The organism is Bradyrhizobium sp. Arg816, assembly GCF_029989365.1.
In the GTDB taxonomy this organism is placed as follows: Bacteria; Pseudomonadota; Alphaproteobacteria; order Rhizobiales; family Xanthobacteraceae; genus Bradyrhizobium.
This window is the reverse complement of record NZ_JAPRAQ010000002.1, coordinates 585,963-609,618: the sequence shown is the minus strand read 5'-3', so window position 1 is coordinate 609,618 and position 23,656 is coordinate 585,963. Positions and strand designations below refer to the sequence as shown.

23 protein-coding genes are annotated in these 23,656 nt (G+C 64.4%); 14 read left to right on the top strand and 9 right to left on the bottom strand.

Annotated elements, in window-relative coordinates:
• Window positions 1-4: 4 nt before the first annotated feature.
• A complete protein-coding gene (locus OWC48_RS07980) occupies window positions 5-1,264 on the bottom strand; it encodes an MFS transporter (RefSeq protein WP_282519466.1) in 1,260 nt (419 codons plus the stop codon).
• A 56-nt stretch (window positions 1,265-1,320) separates the two neighbouring features.
• Window positions 1,321-2,574, bottom strand: coding sequence for a tyrosine--tRNA ligase (gene tyrS / locus OWC48_RS07975; protein WP_282519465.1), 1,254 nt, complete (start codon window positions 2,572-2,574; stop codon window positions 1,321-1,323).
• A 164-nt stretch (window positions 2,575-2,738) separates the two neighbouring features.
• Here tyrS and OWC48_RS07970 point away from each other — a divergent pair, with 164 nt between their 5' ends.
• From OWC48_RS07970 to OWC48_RS07960, 3 genes are all read left to right on the top strand, one after another.
• Window positions 2,739-3,842 (top strand): anhydro-N-acetylmuramic acid kinase, encoded by a 1,104-nt coding sequence (locus tag OWC48_RS07970; protein WP_282519464.1) that lies wholly within the window; start codon window positions 2,739-2,741, stop codon window positions 3,840-3,842.
• A gap of 111 nt (window positions 3,843-3,953) precedes the next feature.
• Entirely contained in the window at window positions 3,954-4,631 is a 678-nt protein-coding gene (locus OWC48_RS07965; protein ID WP_282519463.1) for a glutathione S-transferase family protein, read from the top strand.
• Between the two features lie 10 nt (window positions 4,632-4,641).
• Window positions 4,642-4,965: a multidrug efflux SMR transporter gene (locus tag OWC48_RS07960; RefSeq protein WP_282519462.1), complete on the top strand. Its 324-nt coding sequence runs from the start codon at window positions 4,642-4,644 to the stop codon at window positions 4,963-4,965.
• Here the strand turns inward: OWC48_RS07960 and OWC48_RS07955 are convergent.
• Together OWC48_RS07955 and OWC48_RS07950 are read right to left on the bottom strand one after the other, a co-directional pair.
• Window positions 4,962-5,474: a DUF1697 domain-containing protein gene (locus OWC48_RS07955; protein ID WP_282519461.1), complete on the bottom strand. Its 513-nt coding sequence runs from the start codon at window positions 5,472-5,474 to the stop codon at window positions 4,962-4,964. The genes OWC48_RS07960 and OWC48_RS07955 overlap by 4 nt on opposite strands.
• An 8-nt stretch (window positions 5,475-5,482) precedes the next feature.
• Window positions 5,483-6,130: an alpha/beta hydrolase gene (locus OWC48_RS07950; protein ID WP_014495555.1), complete on the bottom strand. Its 648-nt coding sequence runs from the start codon at window positions 6,128-6,130 to the stop codon at window positions 5,483-5,485.
• 345 nt (window positions 6,131-6,475) lie between these two features.
• On the opposite strand from OWC48_RS07950, the gene OWC48_RS07945 reads away from it, so the two are divergent.
• From OWC48_RS07945 to OWC48_RS07910, 8 genes are all read left to right on the top strand, one after another.
• On the top strand, window positions 6,476-7,615 hold the full coding sequence (locus tag OWC48_RS07945; RefSeq protein ID WP_282519460.1) for a cysteine desulfurase family protein: 1,140 nt from the start codon (window positions 6,476-6,478) through the stop codon (window positions 7,613-7,615).
• A 113-nt stretch (window positions 7,616-7,728) separates the two neighbouring features.
• Window positions 7,729-9,225 (top strand): Fe-S cluster assembly protein SufB, encoded by a 1,497-nt coding sequence (sufB, locus tag OWC48_RS07940; protein ID WP_014495553.1) that lies wholly within the window; start codon window positions 7,729-7,731, stop codon window positions 9,223-9,225.
• A 62-nt stretch (window positions 9,226-9,287) separates the two neighbouring features.
• Window positions 9,288-10,040, top strand: a complete 753-nt coding sequence (sufC, locus tag OWC48_RS07935) for a Fe-S cluster assembly ATPase SufC (protein ID WP_212483961.1) — start codon at window positions 9,288-9,290, stop codon at window positions 10,038-10,040.
• A gap of 11 nt (window positions 10,041-10,051) precedes the next feature.
• Entirely contained in the window at window positions 10,052-11,356 is a 1,305-nt protein-coding gene (sufD, locus tag OWC48_RS07930) for a Fe-S cluster assembly protein SufD (protein ID WP_282519459.1), read from the top strand.
• Window positions 11,353-12,600, top strand: a complete 1,248-nt coding sequence (locus OWC48_RS07925; protein WP_282519458.1) for a cysteine desulfurase — start codon at window positions 11,353-11,355, stop codon at window positions 12,598-12,600. The genes sufD and OWC48_RS07925 overlap by 4 nt, the downstream gene beginning before the upstream one ends.
• Entirely contained in the window at window positions 12,597-12,968 is a 372-nt protein-coding gene (locus OWC48_RS07920; protein WP_008558582.1) for an SUF system Fe-S cluster assembly protein, read from the top strand. The genes OWC48_RS07925 and OWC48_RS07920 overlap by 4 nt, the downstream gene beginning before the upstream one ends.
• A 40-nt stretch (window positions 12,969-13,008) precedes the next feature.
• Entirely contained in the window at window positions 13,009-13,416 is a 408-nt protein-coding gene (locus OWC48_RS07915) for a HesB/IscA family protein (RefSeq protein ID WP_404979717.1), read from the top strand.
• A 161-nt stretch (window positions 13,417-13,577) separates the two neighbouring features.
• Window positions 13,578-14,018 (top strand): TfoX/Sxy family protein, encoded by a 441-nt coding sequence (locus tag OWC48_RS07910; RefSeq protein WP_282519593.1) that lies wholly within the window; start codon window positions 13,578-13,580, stop codon window positions 14,016-14,018.
• A 2-nt stretch (window positions 14,019-14,020) separates the two neighbouring features.
• Here the strand turns inward: OWC48_RS07910 and fabA are convergent, their stop codons facing one another.
• From fabA to OWC48_RS07890, 4 genes are all read right to left on the bottom strand, one after another.
• Window positions 14,021-14,551, bottom strand: a complete 531-nt coding sequence (gene fabA, locus OWC48_RS07905) for a bifunctional 3-hydroxydecanoyl-ACP dehydratase/trans-2-decenoyl-ACP isomerase (protein WP_282519457.1) — start codon at window positions 14,549-14,551, stop codon at window positions 14,021-14,023.
• Between the two features lie 104 nt (window positions 14,552-14,655).
• Window positions 14,656-15,723 (bottom strand): GGDEF domain-containing protein, encoded by a 1,068-nt coding sequence (locus OWC48_RS07900; protein ID WP_282519456.1) that lies wholly within the window; start codon window positions 15,721-15,723, stop codon window positions 14,656-14,658.
• A gap of 166 nt (window positions 15,724-15,889) precedes the next feature.
• Window positions 15,890-17,425 carry a DEAD/DEAH box helicase gene (locus OWC48_RS07895; RefSeq protein WP_282519455.1) on the bottom strand — a complete coding sequence of 512 codons (1,536 nt, stop codon included), beginning with the start codon at window positions 17,423-17,425 and terminating at the stop codon, window positions 15,890-15,892.
• Between the two features lie 300 nt (window positions 17,426-17,725).
• Window positions 17,726-18,736: an AraC family transcriptional regulator gene (locus OWC48_RS07890; protein ID WP_282519454.1), complete on the bottom strand. Its 1,011-nt coding sequence runs from the start codon at window positions 18,734-18,736 to the stop codon at window positions 17,726-17,728.
• A gap of 204 nt (window positions 18,737-18,940) precedes the next feature.
• On the opposite strand from OWC48_RS07890, the gene OWC48_RS07885 reads away from it, so the two are divergent.
• The 3 genes from OWC48_RS07885 (at window position 18,941) to OWC48_RS07875 (ending at window position 22,811) form a co-directional block, all read left to right on the top strand.
• Window positions 18,941-20,461, top strand: a complete 1,521-nt coding sequence (locus OWC48_RS07885; protein WP_282519453.1) for a caspase family protein — start codon at window positions 18,941-18,943, stop codon at window positions 20,459-20,461.
• Window positions 20,462-20,610: 149 nt separating this feature from the next.
• Window positions 20,611-21,858, top strand: coding sequence for an FAD-dependent oxidoreductase (locus OWC48_RS07880; protein WP_282519452.1), 1,248 nt, complete (start codon window positions 20,611-20,613; stop codon window positions 21,856-21,858).
• 179 nt (window positions 21,859-22,037) lie between these two features.
• Complete coding sequence (locus OWC48_RS07875; protein WP_282519451.1) at window positions 22,038-22,811, top strand: outer membrane protein; 774 nt, start codon at window positions 22,038-22,040, stop codon at window positions 22,809-22,811.
• A 109-nt stretch (window positions 22,812-22,920) separates the two neighbouring features.
• On the opposite strand, the gene OWC48_RS07870 is transcribed toward OWC48_RS07875, so the two are convergent.
• Window positions 22,921-23,652, bottom strand: a complete 732-nt coding sequence (locus tag OWC48_RS07870) for an SDR family NAD(P)-dependent oxidoreductase (RefSeq protein ID WP_282519450.1) — start codon at window positions 23,650-23,652, stop codon at window positions 22,921-22,923.
• Between the last annotated feature and the right edge of the window lie 4 nt (window positions 23,653-23,656).

Below are 23,656 nucleotides of genomic sequence, written 5' to 3'. Positions count from 1 at the left end.
AGATCTACTCCCGCAAGGCGGGGACAATCAGGAATGGAATCATTCCGAGGATCACGCTCGCAAGTGCGAAGACGAGCAGGAGATTGTAGCCGTGCGTGAAGTCGTGGATGAGGCCGCCGCTCCATGAGCCGAACGCCGAGCCCAATCCGCTGCCGATCGAGATGGTGCCGAAGATCGTGCCGACGCGCTTGCCGCGAAAAATCTTCATCGCGGTCGCTGTGATCAGCGGGCCGCGCGAGCCCATCATGCTGCCGAAGCAGACGACGAAGCCGGTGAGCAGGATGATGTTCGGATAATACTGCAAGAGCCAGAGCAGGAAGATGCCGATGATCGAGATCGCGTAGCTGAGCAGCACCGAGGGCCGGCGTCCGATCAGCCCGTCGAGCGCGGATACGCCGAGCATGCCGAACACCAGCACCACGCCCGAAAAACCCCAAGCGGTCGCGGCCTGGAGCGGTGGAAAGCCGGCGTCGATGAGATAGGCCACGATCTGTGCGGCGATCGAATACATGCCGACCGCGGTGAAGAAGAAGGTCGAGAACAGCGCCCAGAAAGCGTGGTGGCGCATCGCGCTCGCAAGCGTCCAGCCGTTGTCGATGAAATCAGGATCGGTCTTCTTGGTGACATGCGGCGAGCCGACCGCGAACATGCGCCAGGGCAGAAGCAGCAGCGGCACGAGCAGGCCGAGCGCGGCGAAGCCGTAGACCTGATAGGCTTCACGCCAGCCGAGATGATCGATCAAGAGCTGCGAGGTCGGGAGCAGCGCCAGCACGCCGCCCCCCATTGCCGAATAGACCACCGCCATCGCGGTCGGCAGCCGTGGCCCGAACCAGCGGCCGAGCAGGATCGAGTTCGGCACAATGCCGATGAAGGCGACGCCAATGCCGACGCAGAGGCCGATCGAGAGCTGAAATTGCCAGAGCGCCTGCGCGTGCGCCGCGATCAGGAAGGCCGAGCCGAGCAGGAAAAGCCCGACTGCGTAGACGATGCGCGGTCCGGAATGGTCGAACAGACGCCCGACCAGTGGCGCGGTCAGCCCGCTGATCAACCAGGTCAGTGAGTAGATCGAGACGACCTGCGCGCGGTCCCAGCCAAAGTTTTCGGAGATCGGCTTGAGGAAGACAGTGAAGCTCTCGCTGAGGCCGCGGCCGAGGACGGCGAGCGTGAAGCACAGTGCGAGCACGACGAGTGCGGTGCGCACCGCATCTCGCTGCGTGCGTCCGGCTTGTTCCCGCGAAGCTTCCCTGGGCGTGTTCTGATCCATTGCCGGTCAGGGAGCGCGCTTCGGCGCGCCCTGACAAGCATCAAAAGCTCATACGCCTATGCAGGCCGGATGAGGACGTGCTTCTTCTTGCCGAAGGACAGCTTGATCACGCCCTCGGGTGTCAGATTGGCCGCCGACAGCGTCATCTTCTCGTCGCTTACGGACTCGTCGTTGACGCGCAGACCGCCGCCCTTGATCTGGCGCCGTGCCTCGCCATTGGAGGCAACCAAGCCTGCCTTGACGAAGGCGTTGAGCACGCCGAGGCCGGCGTCCAGCTCGCCGCGCGGAATTTCCACCGTCGGCAGGCTTTCGGCCAGCGCGCCTTCCTCGAAGGTGCGGCGCGCGGTTTCAGCGGCTTGGTTTGCCGCGTCGCGTCCGTGCAAGAGCGCGGTCGCCTCGGTTGCAAGCACCTTCTTGGCCTCGTTGATCTCCGAGCCGCCGAGCGCCTCGAGCTTCCTGATCTCGCCCATCGGCAGCGTCGTGAACAGTTTCAGGAATTTGCCGACGTCGGCGTCCTCGGTGTTGCGCCAATATTGCCAGAAGTCATAGGGCGAGAACTGGTCGGCGTTGAGCCAGACCGCGCCCTGCGCGGTCTTGCCCATCTTGGCGCCGGACGCCGTGGTCAGCAGCGGCGTCGTCAGCGCGAACAGCTGGTGGGTGCCCATGCGGCGGCCGAGATCGACGCCCATGATGATGTTGCCCCACTGGTCCGAGCCGCCCATCTGCAATTTGCAACCGGTGCGCTTGGCGAGCTCGACGAAGTCGTAGGCCTGGCAGACCATGTAGTTGAACTCGATGAAGCTCATCTCCTGCTCGCGCTCGAGGCGCAGCCGCACGGAGTCCATGGTCAGCATGCGGTTGACCGAGAAATGCCGGCCGACGTCGCGCAGCATCTCGATCCAGTTGAGCTTGGTCAGCCACTCCGCATTGTCGAGCATCACGGCGTCGCTGTCGCCGTCGCCGTAGCGCAGCACTTTTGCGAACACGCCGCGGATCGATTCCTTGTTGGCTTCGATCTCGGCGACGGTGCGCATCGCGCGGGTCTCGTCCTTGCCGGAGGGATCGCCGACCATGGTGGTGCCGCCGCCCATCAGCGTGATCGGCTTGTTGCCGGACTGCTGGAGCCAGTGCAGCATCATCATGGTCAGGTAGTTGCCGATGTGTAGCGAGCGGGCGGTACAATCGTAACCGACATAGGTGGTCGCTTCGCCCTTGGCGGCGAGCGCGTCCAGCCCCTCGAAATCGGAGCATTGGTGGATGAATCCACGTTCCTGCAGGGTGTTGAGGAAATCCGATTTAAATGCAGTCATCTGTCGGCGTGCCTGACAATTCTTGGTTTACTGTTTCGGGTGCAATTTAAGGGTCTTCCGTGGGAACTCGATTGCCACCCGCCACTTTGCCTGTGGCATTATAAGATGTGTCCCTCTGGCACAAGATCGGCATGCCGGAGGGGGTCTCTTGAGGACGCTGATCCATGATGTTGACGGCACTCGGTTTGATGAGCGGCACCTCGCTGGACGGGGTGGATGTCGCGCTGATCGAAACCGACGGAAAGCAAGTGAAGGCGTTCGGGCCATCCGGCTACCGGGCCTACAGTCCGGCGGAGCGCAATCTGCTGCGCCAGGCGCTGAGCGAGGCCGTGCACCTGCCGCGACGCGACGCCCGCCCGGGCGTTCTGGCCGAGGCCGAGCGCGCGGTGACGCTGGCCCATGCCGAGGCTGTGGCGTCCTTCATCGCCCAGAACCGGATGAAGCCGGAGGACATCGACATCGTCGGCTTCCATGGCCAGACGGTGCTGCATCGCCCCGAGAAGCGGCTGACGGTCCAGATCGGCGATGCACCGGCGCTGGCCAGGGCGATCCATATCCCGGTGATGCACGACTTCCGCGCCGCCGACGTCGAGGCCGGCGGGCAGGGCGCGCCGTTCGTGCCGGTTTACCACCGCGCGCTCGTCCATTCGCTGGCGCGCGAAGGGCCGATCGTCGTGGTCAATATCGGCGGCGTCTCCAACGTCACCTATATCGACGGCAACGACACGCTGATTGCCTGCGACACCGGGCCGGGCAACGCGCTGCTTGACGATTTCATGTACCGCACCATGAACCAGGCCTTCGATGCGGAAGGAAAGTTCGCCGCGCTCGGCAAGGCGGACGAGGCCTGGATCGCGCGGGCACTGGACCTGCCGTTCTTCGCAGCTCCGCCGCCGAAATCGCTCGACCGCAACGACTTTGCCGCGCTGAAGCTCGGCGACGTCCCGCCGGCCGACGGCGCCGCGACGCTGACCGCCTTCACCGCGGCGGCGATCGCCCGGATCATCTCGCTCCTGCCGCGCCGGCCGCGGAGCTGGATCGTCTGCGGCGGCGGCGCCCGCAACCTCACCATGCTGCGCATGCTGCGGGAGCGGGTAGGGTCGGCCACCGTCGAGGCCGCCGAGACGCTCGGCTGGGCCTCCGACGCCATCGAGGCGCAGGCCTTTGGCTTCCTGGCCGCCCGCGGCCTCAAGGGGCTGCCGCTGTCCTACCCGGCCACCACCGGCGTGCCGATGCCGATGACGGGCGGAGTGATGGCGCGGCCCTGAGGTCCAGGCCTTACGATCAATGTCGGTTGATGCAAATGCATTGATCTTGACGAGTGCATGCAATTGCATCTATGTTGGATGCAGTTGCATCCAACCGCCGGGATCATTGCCATGACCGCGTCACTGAAACTCATCAGCCACAAGCTTTGCCCGTATGTGCAGCGCGCCGTGATCGCGCTCAACGAGAAGGGCGTGCCGTTCGAACGGATCGACATCGATCTCGCCAACAAGCCCGACTGGTTTCTGAAACTCTCGCCGCTCGGCAAGGTGCCGGTCCTGGTGGTGACGACGGAGAAGGGCGAGGTCGCGCTGTTCGAGAGCAACGTGATCTGCGAATACATCGAGGAGACGCAGGCAGGCCTCAAGCTGCATCCGGCGGATGCGTTGAAGCGCGCCGAGCATCGCGCCTGGATGGAGTTCGGCTCGGCGATCCTGGGTGACCTCTGGGGTCTGGAGACCACGACCGATCCGGCGACGTTCGAAAGCAAGCGCCAGGCGGTTGCGGCGAAATTCGCGCGCGTGGAAGCCGCGCTCGGCGCAGGGCCTTATTTCGCGGGCGAGGCGTTCAGCCTCGTGGATGCAGTGTTCGCACCCGTCTTCCGCTATTTCGATCTGTTCGACGAACTGACAGAGCACGGCATCTTCAGCGATCTGCCGAAGGTCCGCGCGTGGCGAGCCGAGCTTGCGAAACGTCCGAGCGTGCGCACCGCAGTCGGCGCGGACTATCCGCAATTGCTGCGTGCCTTCCTGGTGCGCCACGACGCGCATCTGCTGAAGCTTGCGGCCTGAGCGCGCGCCAATGTCGCAATCCATGGCCTGGCTGATGCTGGTGATCGCCGGTGCGCTCGATGTCGGCTGGGCGATCTCGATGAAATATGCGGAAGGCTACACGCGGGCAGGCTGGAGCATCACCTCGCTCGTGCTGCTCGCCGCCTTCGTCTTTCTGCTCGGACGCGCTTTGCAGGTGCTGGAGGTCGGCGTCGCCTATTCGGCGTGGACCGGCATCGGCGCGGCCGGCACCTTCCTGCTGGGCGTCGTGCTGTTCGGCGAGACCTTGAGCGCGATGAAGCTCGCCGGCATCGCGCTCGTGCTGATGGGGATCGCCGCGCTCAAGCTGGCCTAGATCTCCGCGGCCATCTTCGCGAGCGTTGCGACGGTATTCATGTTGCGCGCGGTGCCGGTCTTGGCGGCGGGGATGACGAGCTTCGACGTCCCCATGCCGTCGCCATAGTGCACGTAAATCTCGCGGCGGCCGAGGCGGAGCTCTTCGTTGTTCTGGCCGCGGATGCTGGTAAGCGCGTCTTCAGGTGGCGCCCTCTCGAGGAAGATCGCGACGGTGCGATTCGGCGCAGCCTTTGGAAAAGGATTGTCGGCCGAGACTTGCGCCATCTCGGCGGCGCTACGCACGAGCACCCCGACCGGCGCGCCGGCGTAGGCGCGCAGGCGCTTTTCGAGGGCGGTCTTGATTGCAGCTTCCGACTTGCGGCTCGTGAAGACGACGTTGCCGCTCGCAATATAGGTGCGCACGGCGGCAAGGCCGAGCTCCTCGCACATGGCCTTGAGCTCGCTCATCGGCAGCTTGCCGGTGCCGCCGACATTGACGGCACGCAGCAAGGCGACGAAGGAGCCCATTTGAGGCCTTAGCGCACGTTGGCGAGGCGCATGTCGAGATAGGCCGTGATGGTTTCCATCAGCGGCTCGAGCTTGGCGTCGAAGAAGTGGTTGGCGCCGGGGATGACCTGCTGGTCGATCACGATGCCCTTCTGCGTCTTCAGCTTCTCGACCAGCGTGTTGACGTCCTTGGGCGGAACCACCGCATCCTTCTCGCCATGCACGATCAGGCCCGACGAGGGGCATGGTGCGAGGAACGAGAAGTCGTAGAGATTGGCCGGCGGCGCGATCGAGATGAAACCCTCGACCTCGGGACGGCGCATCAACAGCTGCATGCCGATCCAGGCGCCGAAGGAGAAGCCGGCGACCCAGCAGGCGCGCGCTTCGGGATTGATGGTCTGCGCCCAGTCGAGAGCTGCGGCCGCATCCGACAATTCGCCGGTGCCGTGGTCGAACGAGCCCTGGCTGCGGCCGACGCCGCGGAAGTTGAAGCGCAGCACCGAGAAGCCGCGATGCGCGAAGGCGTAGTAGCACTGGTACACGATCTGATGGTTCATCGTGCCGTGGAACTGCGGATGCGGATGCAGGATCATCGCGATCGGCGCGTTCTTCTGCTTGGCCGGGTGATAGCGGCCTTCGAGACGGCCAGCAGGGCCGGTGAAAATGACTTCGGGCATGATGATCTCTTGATTGATCCCTTGAAGACGGCCTTCAGCAATCAACCGATTGTGCAGACTTCATCGGCAGCTCGGCCGATCAAACCGCGAATGGAAGGGTGGAGCGGCGCCCTCGGATGACGCGCGAGCGGCGCGCGGTGAACTGACGCGCGCGTTCTAACATGAGGCGAGGGTCAAAAAGCAAGCATCTTGAACATCCCGCAATGCGCTCAAGATGTTAGCGCGTCATGGCGGCGTCATTGAGCGGTCGGGATTCGGAATCGAGTTGCCAAGCGCTCCATGGGGGCCCATGTCGGGCTCGGGGACGGGCACACCAGCCCGATCCATGGAGTAATATAATACCTCATGCCGAGTCGTGCTTATCTCGACTGGAATGCGACCACGCCGCTGCGTGCTGAAGCGCGGACCGCGATGCTTGCAGCCTGGGAGCTGATCGGCAATCCGTCCTCGGTTCATGCCGAGGGGCGCGAGGCGCGCCGGCTGGTCGAGGAGGCCCGTGCCACGCTCGCGGCGGCCGTCGGTGCATTGCCGAGGAACGTCGTCTTTACATCCGCAGGGACCGAGGCCAACGCGCTCGCGCTGTCGCCCGGTCTGCGGGCGCCGTCCGGCGGCCCTGTCGAGCGCCTGTTGGTCTCGGCCGTCGAGCATGCCTCGGTGCTGTCGGGCGGCCGGTTCCCTCCGGACAAGGTCAGCCAGATCCCGGTTACACGCGCCGGCGTCATCGACCTCGAGCGCCTGGAGGCGTTGCTCGGTGACGGCCCGCCGGCGCTGGTCTCCATCATGGCTGCGAACAACGAAACAGGCGCAATTCAGCCGATTGCAGAGGCCGCAGGGATCGTCCATGGGGCGGGGGGGCTCCTGCACGTCGATGCGATCCAGGCGCTGGGGAAAATCCCGTTCGATATCAAGGCTGTGGACGCAGACCTTGCGACCTTTTCCGCGCACAAGATCGGCGGCCCCAAGGGCGTCGGCGCGCTGGTCCTGGCCGAGGGGATCGCTGGACTGGAACCCGTGCTGCGGGGCGGCGGACAGGAGCTGAGCCGGCGCGCGGGAACCGAGAATGTCGCGGGAATCGCTGGCTTTGGGGCAGCGGTGAAGGCTGCCCTTCAGGCTCTGCCGGAGGATGCGGAGCGGATGGCAACCCTCAGAGATTCCTTGGAAAATGGTATCCGCGGGATCGCCGGGGCGATGGTCTTCTCGGATGACATCAAGCGGTTGCCAAATACCATCCTTTTCACTGCCCCCGGCCTCAAGGCCGAAACCGCCGTGATCGGCTTCGATCTCGAAGGCGTGGCGGTATCCTCAGGCTCGGCCTGTTCATCGGGCAAAGTGCAGCCGTCTCACGTGCTGTCGGCAATGGGGTATGATGCCACCGTTGCCCAGGGAGCGGTGCGTCTCAGTCTGGGCTGGTCCACGAAGCCAGATGACATCAACACGACGTTAGAGGCTTGGCGAAAGCTTGGTAATACCCTACTTAGAGCCTAAGCGACGAAACACGGCTTGAATGGTTCTAAGCACGTGCTTTCTGCCGAAAAACATCGTAATACTCGTCCAAGTTTGATCCACCGCGGTCCTTGAAACCGCGAGCGGAGGATAGAATGCCAGCCGTGCAAGAGACGGTCGAGCGCGTGAAGCGCATCGACGTCGATCAGTATCGTTATGGGTTTGAGACCCTGATCGAGTCCGACAAGGCCCCCAAGGGACTGTCGGAAGAGACCGTCAAGTTCATCTCCGAGAAGAAGAACGAACCCGCCTGGATGCTCCAGTGGCGGCTCGAGGCCTATCGGCGCTGGCTGACCATGACCGAGCCGACCTGGGCGCGCGTCGACTATCCCAAGATCGACTTCCAGGACCTCTATTATTACGCGGCGCCGAAGCCGAAGAAGACGGTCACCTCGCTCGACGAGATCGATCCGGAGATCCTCAAGACCTACGAGAAGCTCGGCATTCCCCTGCGGGAAGTCGCCATGCTCGAAGGCGTCGAGCCGAAGCCCGGCGAGGAAGATCCGGCCCGGCGCAAGATCGCGGTCGATGCGGTGTTCGATTCGGTCTCGGTTGCGACCACGTTCAAGGCCGAGCTGAAGAAGGCCGGCGTGATCTTCATGCCGATCTCGGAGGCGATCCGCGAGCATCCTGAATTGGTGCAGAAGTATCTCGGCTCGGTGGTTCCGACCTCGGACAATTTCTACGCGACGCTGAACTCGGCGGTGTTCTCCGACGGGTCGTTCGTCTACGTGCCGCCGGGCGTGCGCTGTCCGATGGAGCTGTCGACCTATTTCCGCATCAACGAGCGCAACACCGGCCAGTTCGAGCGCACGCTGATCATCGCCGACAAGGGCTCCTACGTCTCCTATCTCGAAGGCTGCACCGCGCCGCAGCGCGACGAGAACCAGCTGCACGCGGCCGTGGTCGAACTCGTCGCGCATGACGATGCCGAGATCAAATATTCGACGGTCCAGAACTGGTACCCCGGCAATTCGGAAGGCAAGGGCGGCATCTACAATTTCGTCACCAAGCGTGGTGACTGCCGCGGCAACAATTCCAAGATCTCCTGGACCCAGGTCGAAACGGGTTCGGCGATCACCTGGAAGTATCCGAGCTGCATCCTGCGCGGCGACAATTCGCGCGGTGAGTTCTACTCGATCGCGATCTCGAACGGCTTCCAGCAGGTCGATTCGGGCACCAAGATGATCCATCTCGGCAAGAACACCTCGAGCCGGATCATCTCCAAGGGAATCGCGGCCGGCAAGTCGCAGAACACCTATCGCGGTCTCGTCACCGCGCACCGGAAAGCGACCGGCGCGCGCAATTTCACCGCCTGCGATTCCCTGCTGATCGGCGACAAATGCGGCGCGCACACCGTGCCGTATATCGAGGCCAAGAACTCGTCCGCGACGTTCGAGCACGAGGCGACGACCTCGAAAATCTCCGAGGACGTGCTGTTCTACTGCATCCAGCGCGGCCTCAGCCAGGAAGAAGCCGTCGGCCTCGTCGTCAACGGTTTCGTCAAGGACGTGCTTCAGCAACTGCCGATGGAATTCGCGGTGGAAGCACAGAAGCTGATCTCGATCTCGCTTGAAGGGTCGGTCGGCTAATCGCCGGCCCTCGCGGTGCGCTACGGCGCTCCATGCATCATTTGAATGGACTGGACACCAAGATGGCTTTGCTTGAAGTGAAGGATTTGAAGGTTCGTGTCGAGGAGCGTGAGATCCTCCACGGGCTGACGCTGACCGTGAACGAGGGCGAGGTTCACGCGATCATGGGGCCGAACGGCTCCGGCAAATCGACGCTCTCCCACGTCATCGCCGGCAAGCCCGGCTATGAGGTCACCGACGGCCAGATCCTGTTCAAGGGCGAGGACCTGCTGGAGATGGACCCCAACGAGCGCGCCGCGAAGGGCGTGTTCCTGGCGTTCCAGTATCCGGTCGAGATTCCCGGCGTCGCCACCATGACCTTCCTGCGCACCGCACTGAACGCGCAGCGCAAGGCGCGCGGCGAGAGCGAATATTCGACCCCGGACTTCCTGAGGAAGGTCCGCGAGGTCTCGAAGTCGCTGAACATCCCGCAGGACATGCTCAAGCGCGGCGTCAATGTCGGCTTCTCCGGCGGCGAGAAGAAGCGCAACGAGGTGCTGCAGATGGCGCTGTTCGAGCCGAGCCTGTGCATCCTCGACGAGATGGATTCGGGCCTCGACATCGACGCGCTGCGCATTGCGGCCGACGGCGTCAACGCGCTGCGCTCGCCCAAGCGCGCCATGGTCGTCATCACCCATTATCAGCGGCTGCTGAACTACATCGTGCCCGACGTCGTGCACGTGATGTCGAAGGGCCGTGTCGTGAAGAGCGGCGGCAAGGAATTGGCGTTGGAGCTGGAAGCGTCCGGTTACGCCCAGTTCGAGGATGCCGCGTAAGGAATTTTGCGATGAACGTTGCTGTGGCAAAGACCGGAAACGGCCGTGCGGTGAGCGATCTCTTCGCCAGCGCCGAAGGCCGTCTGCCGGGTTCGCCTTCTGTGATCGCGGTACGCCGCGAGGCGTTCGAGACCTATGAGCGTCTCGGCCTGCCGCATCGCCGGATCGAGGAATGGAAATACACCGACCTGCGTGCGCTGGTCGGCGAGGTGCTGCCGCTAGCGGCCAGCCCCGATGCGGCCGCGTTGAAGCGTGCAGCTGACGCGATAAAGGCGCATGCAATCGCAGGCGCCCGCAAGCTGGTGCTGGTCGACGGCGTGTTCGTAGCCGATCTCTCCGACGTCAAGGCGCTTGCCTCCGAGGCGGGCCTCAGGACGTTGCGGGAAGCGCTGGAGAAGGACGCAGGTCTCCTGGAGGCCGCGGCCACCGATGCCGTGATCGCACTGAATGCGGCGCTGGCAACCGACGGCGTCGTATTGTCGATCGCCGACGGCGCGCAGCTGTCCGCGCCGATCCAGATCATCCACATCGCGACCGCTTCGTCCGCGTCGGCTTTCAGCCGTTCGCAGATCGCGGTCGGGAACGGCGCTCGCGCCACTATCATCGAGAGCTTTGTGGCGGCCGGTGCCAAGGCCTACCAGGTCAACGACGCCGTCATCGTCTCGGTCGGCGACAATGCCGACGTCGCGCATATCCGCCTGTTGGACGATGCGCCCGACGCGGTGAACGTGACCTCGCAATTCGTCACGGTCGGCGCGAACACGAAACTCAATTTCTTCAACATGACGACTGGCGCTGCCGTCAGCCGCCTCCAGGGCTTCATCACGCTGGCAGGCGAGGGCAGCGATCTCTCCATCAACGGCGTGAACCTGCTCCAGAAGACCGAGCACGGCGACACCACGCTGGTGGTCGATCATGCCGTGCCGAACTGCGTCAGCCGCGAGGTCTTCCGCGCCGTGATCGACGATCGCGCCCATTCGGTGTTCCAGGGCCGTATCATCGTCCGTCCCGATGCGCAGAAGACCGACGGCAAGATGATGACCCGGGCGCTGCTGCTTTCGGACGAAGCCGAGGCCGACAACAAGCCCGAGCTCGAGATCTTCGCCGATGACGTCTCCTGCGGCCACGGCGCCACTGCCGGCGCGCTCGACGACAGCCTGCTGTTCTATCTGAAGGCGCGCGGTCTGCCGGAGAAGCAGGCCCAGGCGCTGCTGATCCAGGCTTTCGTGGGCGAAGCGATCGAGCAGATCGCCGATGACGGTTTGCGCGAGCACGTGATCGGTATCGCCGAGCGCTGGCTGGAGCGGCGCCAATGAGCATGCATCCCGCAGTCAAGAACGGTGCCTACGACGTCGCACGCGTGCGCCAGGATTTTCCGGCGCTCGCCATGCAGGTCTACGGCAAGCCGCTGGTCTATCTCGACAACGCCGCCTCGGCGCAGAAGCCGAGCGCCGTGCTCGACCGCATGACGCAGGCCTATACGTCCGAATACGCCAACGTGCATCGCGGCCTGCATTACCTCGCCAATGCCGCCACCGAGGCCTATGAGGGCGGTCGCAGCAAGGTTGCGCAGTTCATCAACGCGCAGCGGACCGAAGAGGTCATCTTCACCCGCAACGCGACGGAGGCGATCAATCTGGTCGCGTCGTCCTGGGGCGAGCCGAACGTTGGGGAAGGCGACGAGATCGTCATCTCGATCATGGAGCACCACTCCAACATCGTGCCGTGGCATTTCCTCAGGGAACGCCATGGCGCCGTGATCAAGTGGGCGCCGGTTGACGACGAGGGTAACTTCCTCATCGACGAGTTCGAGAAGCTGCTGACCGCGAAGACCAAGCTGGTCGCGATCACGCAGATGTCGAACGCGCTCGGCACCATTGTCCCGATCAAGGACGTTGTGAAGATCGCGCATGCGCGCGGCATTCCCGTGCTGGTCGACGGCAGCCAGGGGGCGGTGCATCTGCCTGTCGACGTCCAGGATCTCGGCTGCGATTTCTACGTCTTTACCGGCCACAAGGTCTACGGGCCGACCGGCATCGGCATCCTCTGGGCCAAGTACGACCACCTCGTCGCGATGCGGCCCTATAACGGCGGCGGCGAGATGATCCGCGAGGTCTCGCGCGACATCGTCACCTATGGCGATCCCCCGCACAAGTTCGAGGCGGGCACGCCCGCGATCGTCGAGGCCGTGGGCCTTGGCGCGGCCATCGACTACGTCAATTCGATCGGCAAGGAGCGCATCGCCGCCTACGAGCACGATCTCACCACCTATGCCCAGGACCGGCTGCGCGAGATCAACTCGCTGCGGCTGATCGGCACCGCCCGGGGCAAGGGCCCGGTGATCTCCTTTGAACTCAAGGGCGCCCACGCCCACGACGTCGCCACCGTGATCGACCGCCAGGGCATCGCCGTGCGCGCCGGCACCCATTGCGTGATGCCGCTTTTAGAGCGGTTCAACGTGACTGCCACCTGCCGGGCGTCGTTCGGCATGTATAATACGCGGGAAGAAGTCGATCATCTGGCACAGGCGCTGTTGAAGGCGCGGGATTTGTTCGCATGAGTGACACGGCCGAAATCAAAGCCAATCCGATGGAGACCCAGTCGGCGCTGCCGCCTGAGGAGACCGAGCGTCTCACCACCGAGATCATCGCGGGCCTCAAGACCGTGTTCGATCCGGAGATCCCGGCCGACATCTACGAGCTCGGCCTGATCTACAAGGTCGAGATCAAGGACGATCGCTCGGTCGACGTCCAGATGACGCTGACGACGCCGAACTGCCCGGCCGCCGGCGAGCTGCCGACCATGGTCGAGAACGCGGTCGCCAGCGTCCCCGGCGTCGGCGTGGTCGACGTCAAGGTTGTCTGGGAGCCGCCGTGGTCGCCGGAACGCATGAGCGACGAGGCCCGCCTCGTGCTCAACATGTGGTGACAGTCTCAGCTCGGATTGAATTCGCTTCGCAACGGACCACATGGATAACATGACCCAGGCAACACCAGCTTCGACACCAAAGCCCCGGCGGCCGCGCCCGCAGGTGATGCGGCTGACGGATGCCGCGGCCCAGCGCATCAGCGAGCTGACCCAACGCGCCGATTCCGAGATCGTGGGTCTGCGCGTCGGCGTGAAGAACGGCGGCTGCGCCGGTCAGTCCTACACTGTCGAATACGCCCATGATGTCCGCCCGACCGACGAGGTCGTCGAGGACAAGGGCGTCAAGATCCTGGTCGATCCCAAGGCCGTGCTGTTCCTGCTCGGTACCGAGATGGACTACAAGGCCGACAAGATGCAGGCCCAGTTCGTCTTCAACAACCCCAACCAGGTCTCCGCCTGCGGCTGCGGCGAGTCGGTCGAGCTGCGGCCCGCGAAGATCGACGGGTAAGCCGCTGTCGTCCCGCGAACGCGGGGACCCATACCGCGTGATCTGGCGATGACGCTCGGTATCAGTACCAAGCTTTCCTGGCTGGTAGTCTTCGCTAAACTGCTCCCTGTGGTTATGGGTCCCCGCGTTCGCGGGGACGACCTTGGGGAGACAGCTTGGCTATGGACCGCGAATTCCTGATCGACCTGTTCGCCGATTTCGGCCCCGTCGCCATCCGAAAGATGTTCTCCGGCTACGGCATCTCCGCCGACGGCATCAACTTCGCGCTCGCCTTGCGCGCGGGCCTGTTCTTCCGTGCCGACGAGGTCACCATCCCGGACTTTGAAGCGGAAGGCTCGAAGCCGTTCCAGTATTCGACCCGCGCCAAGACCGTGCTGGTGAATTCCTATTGGGAATTGCCGGCGCGCCTGTTCGACGATTCCGAGGAGCTTGCGCAATGGGCGAGGGCAGCGCTTGCCGCCGCCCAGCGCGCCAAGGTGAAGAAGCGGCCGAAGGGGAAGAAGGCGGCGGCGAAGAAGGTCGTGAAGAGGCCGCCGGCGAAGAAACAAGCAACCAAGAAGGCGGTACGTAGGGTGGGCAAAGCGAAGCGTGCCCACCGTTAGGTTCAGTCCACCGCCTTGGTCAGTCCGACCCTCATATCCTTGGCCATGAAGACGCAGGTGCCGTCGGCAAGCACGCGACCGTCGGCAATTCCGAGCACCAGCTTGCCGCGGCGGACCATGCGCATGGCGACCTCGTAGCGCACGCAGCCCGTGCCGGGCGTGATCGATCCCGTGACGTCGACCTCGCCGACGCCGATGGCGCGGCCCTTGCCCGGTGAGCCCGACCAGCCGAGCCAGTAGCCGATCATCTGCCACATCGCATCCAGGCCGAGACTTCCCGGCATCATTGCGTCACCACGATAGTGGCAGTCGAAGAACCAGTGGCCGGGGACAATATCGAGCTCGCCGACGATGTGGCCCTTGCCGAACGCGCCGCCGTCCAGGCTGATCTCGGTGATGCGATCCATCATGAGCATCGGAGGGGCCGGCAATTGCGCGTTGCCCGGGCCGAAATAGCCGCCGTCGCTCGATCTCAGCAGTTCGTCCCTGGTGTAGGACGGTTGCGGTGTGTGAAAGTCATGGGGATTGGGCAAGACGACAAATCCTCTCGACGCTCGCAGTCGGGCGGCGGGGAAGATGTCGTTCGGCGGGTTGGAATGTCAAGCGCCGGCCGTCTCTTCGGCGCACTGCTTCGGCGTCAGGCCACCCGGCTGTGCGACTCGATCGCGAACTCCGGATCGGCCTCGCAGATCACGCGGTTGCGGCCGTTGCGCTTGGCGGCATAGAGGCAGGCATCCGCACGTTCGATCAGCGCGTCGGGGTCGTCGCCCTGCTTGAGCATGGAGACGCCGACGGAGATGGTGACGCGGCCGAGTATCTCGCCGGTCGATTTCTTCTTCAATTCCTTCGCCATCACGGCGCGGCGGATGTGATCTGCAACGGTGAGGGCTTGGCGCAGCGCCGTGTTGGGCAGCAGGACCGCGAATTCCTCGCCGCCATAGCGCGCGGTGATGTCCTGTCCCTTGATGGTCTGCTTCATGGACAGGCCGACCAGCCGCAACACCTGGTCGCCGGTGAGATGGCCGTAGGAATCGTTGAACGATTTGAAATGATCGATGTCGAACAGCAGCAGCGACAGCGGCTCGCCCGAGGCGAGCGCGCTCTGCACGGCCATGCCGATCATGCGATCGAAATATTTGCGATTGCCCAATCCCGTCAGCGGATCGGTCAGGCTCTCGGCGCGGATCGCCTCCAGGCTCTGCTGGAGATTGCTGATCTCGTTCTTGGACAGGGTCAGCCGGTCTTCCAGCGCCTTGTTGGTCTCGCGCATCTCGCTGGTCGAACGCAGCAGCGTCTCGACGATCGACTTGATCTGGTCGCGGTTCTTGGCCGCCGACAGTCGCTCGGTCGCGCCCGACAGGCTGGCATCGTAGGAGCCGGTCATCCCGAGCGCCTCGCTCAGCACCGTCATCACGTCGTCGATCTCGCCGATGACGCGCGCGCCGACCTTGTCGATGCGGTCGGTGGTCTTGATGTGGGAAAGATAGGTCTCGTAGATCTGCTCGAGATCGCCTTCGGTCAGCTTGCCGTGGCGCGCAAGCGTCTCGTTGATGATCTTGTTGAGCGGTGCGTTATAGCCGGTGGCGTAGACGTACCAGATCTCGTAATTGCGGGGAATTGCGGTCTGTCGAAGCGAACGGATCTGACCGAGAGCAACTTCGGCGAACGCCATCGTGCGTTCGTGTTCGTCGAGCACCTTGACCACTGAACATACCCCACAGCGGTCGGTGCGCCATCGACCGCAGCAATGCTTTAAATTATGTTCGTAGGCTAACGGACGATCATGAACGCTCTGTAAACAGAGGTTCGCGAATGCATCAGAAAAAGTGTGAGGCGGCGCTTTTCAACCGAAGCTGAATCGCGCCGGCGCGTCAGGCGCCGGCGGGAGAACGCACTGGCCGGAGCAGAAACGCCGGAAGGTGCGAGTGATCGCCGGGCTCGGTATCGGCCTCGCGCTGGCGGCGCGGCTCGGGGCGGCCGATCGACGGCACATGCGACGCACTGGCCTGCTGGCGCGAGCCATGACGCGGTTCGGATGACGGCCTGGCTTCACGCGGAGGCCTTGGCTCGCGTGCGGGCCTCGCCTCGGGCGCGGGCCGTGCTTCGGCCGAAGGCCTTGGTTCGGAAGCGTGTCTTGTCTCGCCACGCGGTTCGCGCGGCTCGTGGCTGCGCTCACGGTCGCGACCGCCGCGCTGCGGCTTGGCGCGTCCGCCGCGCGAACGCTCGCGGCCGCGCTGCTCGCGCGGGCGCTCGGTCGCATCGCCAGCTTCAGCGTGGATCTCGTAATCGCCCTCGGCGCGCGGAATGTTCTGGCCGATCAGCTTCTCGATCGCCACCATCGACTTCTGGTCGAGCGGCGTCACGATCGAGATCGCGGTACCGGTGCGGCCAGCACGGCCGGTGCGGCCGACGCGATGGACGTAGTCGTCCGGATGATGGGGGACGTCGAAATTGAAGACGTGGCTGACCTCGGGAATGTCGAGGCCGCGGGCGGCGACGTCGGATGCGACCAGCAGCGGCAGCTCACCCTTGCGGAATTGTTCGAGCGCCGCCATGCGGGCCGGCTGGTCCATGTCGCCGTGCAAGGCGCCGACGCTGAAGCCGTGCTTCTGGAGCGATTTATGAACGATCGCGACCTCGCGCTTGCGATTACAGAAGATGATCGCGTTCTTGAGATCCTTGGCCTCGCGCAGCAGGCGGCGAAGCAATTCGCGCTTCTCATGCGCCTCGCGCCCCGCGGGCACCTGTGACTGCGTGACTGTCACGGCGGTGGTGGCGGGCTTGGAGACCTCGACCTTCTGCGGATTATGCAGGAAGGTTTCGGTGATACGCCGGATTTCCGGCGGCATGGTCGCGGTGAAGAACAGGGTCTGCCGTGTGAACGGGACCAGCTTGCAGACGCGCTCGATGTCGGGAATGAAGCCCATGTCCAACATGCGGTCGGCTTCGTCGATGACGAGCAGCTCGACGCCGGTGAGCAGGAGGCCGCCGCGCTCGGTGTGGTCGAGCAGGCGGCCGGGGGTTGCGATCAGCACGTCGACGCCGCGCGTCAGCTTGGCATCCTGGTCGCCGAAGGAGACGCCGCCGATCAGCAGGGCGACGTTGAGCTTCTGGCCGGCGCCGTAGCGGTCGAAGTTTTCCTTCACCTGCGCCGCGAGCTCGCGGGTCGGCTCCAGGATCAGCGTGCGCGGCATGCGCGCGCGGGCGCGACCCTTTTCGAGGATGGTGAGCATCGGCAGCACGAAGGCCGCGGTCTTGCCGGTGCCGGTCTGGGCGATGCCGAGCACATCCTTGCGTGCGAGGACGTGGGGGATCGCCTGTTCCTGAATGGGGGTGGGGGTGGTGTAACCGGTGGCCGCCACTGCGGCGAGGACTTTTTCGGACAGTCCGAGATTTGAAAAGGACATTGAGCCTCTGGTCGAAACCGCCGTTCGGAATCGAGGGTAATTAAGGCTGTCGCGTTCCACCCCGAAACGGCGCGCTCTCAAAGAAGCTGGGGGTGCTGACTCACGCGAACAAAGCGCAAGGCTCAAGAATCGGTCTTCGATCTGAGCCGCGTCGCCCCGGAACATAGGCGGGAATCGGCCAAAGTCAATGGAGCGGGCGCGGGAAGACCCTAAAAAACCTGAGGTTTTTGCCCAAATAGCGGGCCCGGTTGGGCTTTTCCGCTTCCACCGTTAACCGGGCGATAGCGGCCGGAGGGACGGCTAACGCCCTTCCGGGCCCTGCGCCCGGAAATCGCCGGGGGCCATTCCGTAGGCGGCGTTGAAGACCCGGTAATAGGTCGCCAGGCTCTCGAAGCCGCAGGAGGTCGCGATGTCGGCGATCAGCCGGTCCGGCGCCTCGCGCATCAGGCGGCGGCTCTGTTTCAGGCGTTCATCGGTCACGGTCTGCGAAAAGCTCTTCGCTGCGGTTTCGAACAGCATGTGCAGGTGACGCACGGACACGCCGAGCTGGTCGGCCACCATCGCCGGCGCCAGATCGGGGTCCTGCAGGTGGCGCGCGATCAGGCGACGCGACTGCGAGAGCCGGGCGGTCCGCAGCGCGGCCTGCCCACGGCGGCTGCCGGGCCGCACGATGCCGCGCTCGATCAGGGCCAGATGGGCCAAGGCCTGGACGAGCGAGGCCTGATCCAGGGAGGCTTGATCCAAGGAGGCCTGGGCGACTGAGGTCGCATCAGTGGCACCGTCATCACCCGCGGCGGCCTCATCGAGGTCGGCGAAGCAGGCGCCGAGCAGGGGCGCCAGGCCGGGATCGCCGAACGTCCGGGGCGCAAGCTCGCGCATGCGCCTGTCCTGCGTGGAGAGGCTGCTCACGGGGATCTTCAGGATGCGCAGGTGGAAGCCGCCTGCGCCGAGCGGCGCGGTACGATAGGGCTGGTCGGTATGGCTGGTGGCAAAGCTGCCGTTGGCGATCGCAAAGTCGCTCGCGCGCATGCCGCCGAACCAGCCGCCGCTGCCGAGCTGCTGGTAGACGCAGATGCTGTCGCCGGGCGCGTAGGCGATGTCGGAGTTGCTGCGCTCGACCGTGTAGTGCGAGGCCTTCAGCTCGACGAGGCCACCGCCGCCGAGCTGGCGCAGCGAGAATTCGCCGTAGAAGTCCGCACGGCGTTCGCGCTCGAGTTCAGCGGTGACGCCGAACAGGCCCTTGGACCGGACCTCGCGCCAATAGTCGAACCGGTCATGCGACTCGACCTCGTCAGTACACCATCGATACACGGCAGCCCCCGCTTGCAGCGCAACTGCCCTAGAAAAAAGCAGATTCCGGAGGAATCTGCCATAGTGCTGATGACGGAACCCGAGGGCTATCGGTGTTGAACCGTCGACATGGCTGGACCGACTATCATCAACGGCAGAGGGTTCCCATGAATCGCTGCTCGAGGGGGTCCCGGCGGAGCGCCGTTCTACAACGGGAATTTTACGATGACGCGTCGGCTTTTCAGAATTCTGGCGGCCCTTGGCCTTGCGGCGAGCCTGAGCGGCTTTGCGCTGCCTGCACAAGCCGAGAAGCGCGTTGCGCTCGTCGTCGGCAACAACGACTACAGGAACGTCCCCAAGCTCCTCAAGGCGGTCAACGACGCCCGCACCATGGGCGATACGCTGAAGCAGCTCGGCTTCTCGGTGATGGTCGCCGAGAACCAGAGCCGGCAGCAATTCTCCGAGACGCTGCTCGCGTTCGACAGGGCGATCGAGCCCGGCGACACCGCATTCTTCTTCTACGCCGGCCACGGCTTCGAGATCGCGGGGCAGAACTACCTGCTGCCGACTGACGTGCCGGCGGCGACCGAAGGGCAGGAAGAGCTGGTGCGCGACGCTTCCATCCTGGCCGACCGCATCGTCGAGCGCCTTCAGAACAAGAAGGCGCGCACGTCGATCCTGGTGTTCGACGCCTGCCGCAACAACCCGTTCGAGCGCAAAGGCACCCGCGCGGTCGCCGGCGGCGGCGGCCTCGCGCCGATGGTGCAGCTGCCCGAAGGCGTGTTCTCGGTGTTCTCCGCAGGTCCCCGCCAGACCGCACTCGATCGTCTCTCCAACGACGACGCCAATCCCAATTCGGTGTTCACGCGCACCTTCGCCAAGGAGCTTCTCCAGCCCGGCGAGAACCTGGTGCAGGTGGCGCAGCGCACCCGCCGTCTCGTCAGCGAGACGGCCGACACCGTCAAGCACCGGCAGGTGCCGGTCTATTTCGACCAGATGGTCGACGACGTCTTCCTGAGCGGCGTTGCCAAGGACGCGACGGCCGCTGCGCGCCCGGCCGATCCGGCGCCGCAGAAGCTTGCGGCTCTCCCGCCGGTGTCGGTACCGCGCGTGCCGAAGGAGGAAACCACCAACGCGCCGATCGCCAGCTTCTCGCGGCACAATGGCGGCTGGAGCGTGGTGTTCTCCTTCGCCGACCCGACGCTCAGCATTTCCTGGCGCATGGCCGGCAATGGCGATTTCCGCGAGACCGGCTTCATCGACACGCTCGATCCGCGCACGCGCAAGCGGATGCCGAACCCGTCGATCGAATTGCCGCCGGATGCGCAGGCCGGCACCATCGAGGTCCGCTATGTCGATCAATCCGGCGACATGCATGGGCCATTCCCGATCAGGTTCGATCCCGAGGCCGCGCTGATCCGCGACCAGCGCAAGATCCTCGACATGACCGCGACGAGCTGGCTGTCGTTCCGCGAGTTCAACGGGCTGCTCGTCTACTACACGCACCTCGTGTCCTACCGCTGCGCCATCCGCGAGGTGCGTATCGGCATCGACACCGCCGTTCCGAACCAGGTGTTGAAGATGCCGGGCTGCGACATGCGCGATCCCAGCGCGATCAGCGCCGGCATGCCGCTCTACATGAAGCTTGCCCCGGCTACGCAGTTCGTCTCGGTGGAACTGACCTATCGCGACGGCAGCGTGTCCGAAATCAAGAGTTTTCGGGCCGCGAACCGCAGCAACAACTGATCACGGGAGCCTCGGCGCCTCTAGAGCGCTGCCAGAACATGACTGATCCTTAGTCACACCCGAACGGTACCGAATTTGGCTTCGGGGTTACCCGAACCGTTGCTACGATGGCCCGAACCTCCCGGACGACAACTCACATCGCGGCCGCAATGACATCTGACCAGCCACCGGACCGAACGACGAAAGTGCGGTGTTGCATCGTCGGCGGCGGGCCGGCCGGCATGATGCTCGGCTATCTCCTGGGACGCGCCGGCATCGACGTCGTGGTGCTGGAGAAGCACGCGGATTTCTTCCGCGACTTTCGCGGCGACACCGTGCATCCTTCGACGCTCCAGGTGATGGACGAGCTCGGCCTGATCGATGGGTTCCTGAAGTTGCCGCACCAGCGCCTGCAGACGATGGACGGCCTGTTCGGCGGCACACCGGTGCGGATCGCCGATCTCCGCCGGCTTCACACCAAATACCCGTTCATCGCCTTCATGCCGCAATGGGACTTCCTGAATTTCCTGCGCGAGGCCGGCCAGCGCTTCGCCTCGCTCAAGGTGATGATGAATACGGAAGCCGTCGATCTGATCCGCCGCGGCGAGACCGTTGCCGGCGTGCGCGCGATGACGCCGGAGGGGCCGATCGACATCGAAGCCGATCTCACCATTGCCTGCGACGGCCGGCATTCGACGGTGCGCGAGCGTGCGGGGCTCCACGTCGAGGAGATCGGCGCGCCGATGGACGTGCTGTGGTTCCGCGTCGGCCGCAAGGCGGACGAGACCGAGAACCTGTTTGCGCGCGTCGAGCCCGGAAAGATGATGGTCACGTTCGACCGCGGCGACTATTGGCAGTGCGCCTATGTCATCGCGAAGGGACAATACGAGGCGGTGAAGGCGAGGGGATTGCAGGCGCTGCTCGACGACGTCGTGCGCATGGCGCCGATCCTTCGATCCGGCATTGCCGATGTGAAGAGCTTTGACGACGTCAAGCTGCTCACCGTCGCGATCAACCGCCTGGCGCGCTGGACCCGGCCGGGCCTGCTTTGCATCGGCGATGCCGCGCATGCGATGTCTCCGGTCGGCGGCGTCGGCGTCAATCTCGCCGTGCAGGATGCAGTCGCGACCGCCAATCTGCTGGCCGACAAGCTTCGGCAGGGCTGCCCTTCCGATGACGAGCTCGATGCCGTGCGGCGCAGGCGCGAGTTTCCGGTGAGGATGACGCAACGCATGCAGGTGATCGTGCAGAACAACATCATCAGCGGCGCCCTGCAGGGCGGCGATCGGCCGCTGAAGGTGCCGCTGGTCGTGCGCCTGATCACTGCGCTGCCCTGGCTCCAGGGCATTCCGGCGCGCCTGATTGCGCTCGGCGTGCGGCCCGAGCACGTGCGGTCGAACGCCGCACCGGCATCGTAGTGCAGGAGGTCGGTAGGGATAACGCGGCGTTAAATCGCGTGCCGCGCGTTGCGTGCGTGCAACAGCGCAGACGGATTCACGGCGCGCGGCTTGGCAATCCGGCATCTTAACTTTCTTGATTCAAATTTGAGTAAGACCTGCGTGTGACCGTGCACCCATCAAAGGACACGGGGTGTACCATGCGTAACAAATTGATTGCCGCCTTCGCCTGCACGACCGCTCTGGTTTCGACCGGCGCTGCTTCCGCTGCTGACCTCGGTGCGCGCTACACGAAGGCGCCCGCCTATGCGGAGCCGCTGTTCAACTGGACCGGTTTCTATGTCGGCGGCCATATCGGCGGTGCATGGACCAACGAGCAGTTCATCAACAACGGCACCGGGGCGCCGTTCGGCGATCTCTCGCCCGGCGAGGGCTTTCGTCAGCGCAAGTCGGGCATCATGGGCGGCGCCCAGATCGGCTACAACTGGCAGGCCAACAACTACGTGTTCGGCATGGAGGGCACGATCTCCGGCCTCGACAACAAGGGCTCGATCACGAACACCGTGTTTGGCGCCGGCCTCGACGATCAGTTCAGCTGGCGCGCAAACGTGCTCGCGACGGTCGTCGGTCGTGCCGGCTTTGCCGTGCAGAACAATTTGTTCTACATCAAGGGCGGCTATGCTGGCGTGAACAACCGTCTCTCGGTGGTCGACAACGTTCCGAATCCGGCGACCGGTTCGGGCGGTCAGACCCACTGGGCCAACGGCTGGACCGTCGGCGCCGGCTGGGAATACGGCATCACCCGCAATTGGATCGTCGGCCTCGAGTACAATTACGCGGCCTTCGGCAGCCAGACCTATCAGCTCGGCGGCACCTCGGGTAACTACACCTTCGATGCCAAGCCGCGCGACATCCAGTGGGCCGTCGTGCGCGCGAGCTACAAGTTCGACGCGCCGGTCATCGGCCGCTACTGAGCAACGAACGACCAATCAGCAAAAAAAGACGATCACTGCCAAATTCAAAAGCCCCGGCATCGCCGGGGCTTCTTTTTTGCGTGCAAGTTTTCTTGGGTACAAGACGGCTTCAGGCCATCACGGAGAATCCACCGTCGACGGGGATCGCGGTGCCCGTGACGAAGTTCGAGGCGGGCGAGGCGAGGAACACGGCGATGCCGGCGAAGTCGTCGATATCGCCCCAGCGACCCGCGGGCGTGCGTGCCAGCACGCGCTCGTGCAGTCCCGAGACCTGCTGCCGCGCACCGCGGGTGAGGTCGGTGTCGATCCAGCCCGGCAGGATGGCGTTGACCTGGATGTTGTCGGGCGCCCACGCATTGGCGCACGCGCGCGTGTCGAAGCTCGCGCCGAAGATCGACATCATCGAGCCGATATTGATCACCTTGCCGTTGCCCGACGCCTTCAGCGCCGGATAGGCCAGCTTCGAGCACACGAAGGCGCTGGTGAGGTTGGTGTCGATCACCTTGTTCCACTCGTCGAGCTCGAGCTCGTGCGGCGGCTTGCGGATGCTCATGCCGGCATTGTTGATGAGGATGTCGATACGGCCGAGTTCCTTGACGACGCGGTCGATCATGGCCGCGACCGCCGCCTTGTCGGTGACGTCGGTGGTGACGGCAATCGCCTTCACGCCGCGCTCTCTGAGATCGGCAACGGCAGCGGCCGATTTGGTTTCGTTACGTCCGACCACGGCGATATCGGCGCCGGCATCGGCGAGTCCGTGGGCGAGGCCAAGACCGATGCCGCCATTGCCCCCTGTGACGATCGCGACTTTGCCGCGGAGATCGAACCGGTTGGATGTCATATTT

What these genes read in the sequence shown, in the direction of transcription:
- OWC48_RS07980 (WP_282519466.1), bottom strand. Translation starts at nt 1,264, where the DNA reads ATGGATCAGAACACGCCCAGGGAAGCTTCGCGGGAACAAGCCGGACGC.
- tyrS (WP_282519465.1), bottom strand. Translation starts at nt 2,574, where the DNA reads ATGACTGCATTTAAATCGGATTTCCTCAACACCCTGCAGGAACGTGGA.
- OWC48_RS07970 (WP_282519464.1), top strand. Translation starts at nt 2,739, where the DNA reads ATGATGTTGACGGCACTCGGTTTGATGAGCGGCACCTCGCTGGACGGG.
- OWC48_RS07965 (WP_282519463.1), top strand. Translation starts at nt 3,954, where the DNA reads ATGACCGCGTCACTGAAACTCATCAGCCACAAGCTTTGCCCGTATGTG.
- OWC48_RS07960 (WP_282519462.1), top strand. Translation starts at nt 4,642, where the DNA reads ATGTCGCAATCCATGGCCTGGCTGATGCTGGTGATCGCCGGTGCGCTC.
- OWC48_RS07955 (WP_282519461.1), bottom strand. Translation starts at nt 5,474, where the DNA reads ATGGGCTCCTTCGTCGCCTTGCTGCGTGCCGTCAATGTCGGCGGCACC.
- OWC48_RS07950 (WP_014495555.1), bottom strand. Translation starts at nt 6,130, where the DNA reads ATGCCCGAAGTCATTTTCACCGGCCCTGCTGGCCGTCTCGAAGGCCGC.
- OWC48_RS07945 (WP_282519460.1), top strand. Translation starts at nt 6,476, where the DNA reads ATGCCGAGTCGTGCTTATCTCGACTGGAATGCGACCACGCCGCTGCGT.
- sufB (WP_014495553.1), top strand. Translation starts at nt 7,729, where the DNA reads ATGCCAGCCGTGCAAGAGACGGTCGAGCGCGTGAAGCGCATCGACGTC.
- sufC (WP_212483961.1), top strand. Translation starts at nt 9,288, where the DNA reads ATGGCTTTGCTTGAAGTGAAGGATTTGAAGGTTCGTGTCGAGGAGCGT.
- sufD (WP_282519459.1), top strand. Translation starts at nt 10,052, where the DNA reads ATGAACGTTGCTGTGGCAAAGACCGGAAACGGCCGTGCGGTGAGCGAT.
- OWC48_RS07925 (WP_282519458.1), top strand. Translation starts at nt 11,353, where the DNA reads ATGAGCATGCATCCCGCAGTCAAGAACGGTGCCTACGACGTCGCACGC.
- OWC48_RS07920 (WP_008558582.1), top strand. Translation starts at nt 12,597, where the DNA reads ATGAGTGACACGGCCGAAATCAAAGCCAATCCGATGGAGACCCAGTCG.
- OWC48_RS07915 (WP_404979717.1), top strand. Translation starts at nt 13,009, where the DNA reads ATGGATAACATGACCCAGGCAACACCAGCTTCGACACCAAAGCCCCGG.
- OWC48_RS07910 (WP_282519593.1), top strand. Translation starts at nt 13,578, where the DNA reads ATGGACCGCGAATTCCTGATCGACCTGTTCGCCGATTTCGGCCCCGTC.
- OWC48_RS07895 (WP_282519455.1), bottom strand. Translation starts at nt 17,425, where the DNA reads ATGTCCTTTTCAAATCTCGGACTGTCCGAAAAAGTCCTCGCCGCAGTG.
- OWC48_RS07885 (WP_282519453.1), top strand. Translation starts at nt 18,941, where the DNA reads ATGACGCGTCGGCTTTTCAGAATTCTGGCGGCCCTTGGCCTTGCGGCG.
- OWC48_RS07880 (WP_282519452.1), top strand. Translation starts at nt 20,611, where the DNA reads ATGACATCTGACCAGCCACCGGACCGAACGACGAAAGTGCGGTGTTGC.
- OWC48_RS07875 (WP_282519451.1), top strand. Translation starts at nt 22,038, where the DNA reads ATGCGTAACAAATTGATTGCCGCCTTCGCCTGCACGACCGCTCTGGTT.
- OWC48_RS07870 (WP_282519450.1), bottom strand. Translation starts at nt 23,652, where the DNA reads ATGACATCCAACCGGTTCGATCTCCGCGGCAAAGTCGCGATCGTCACA.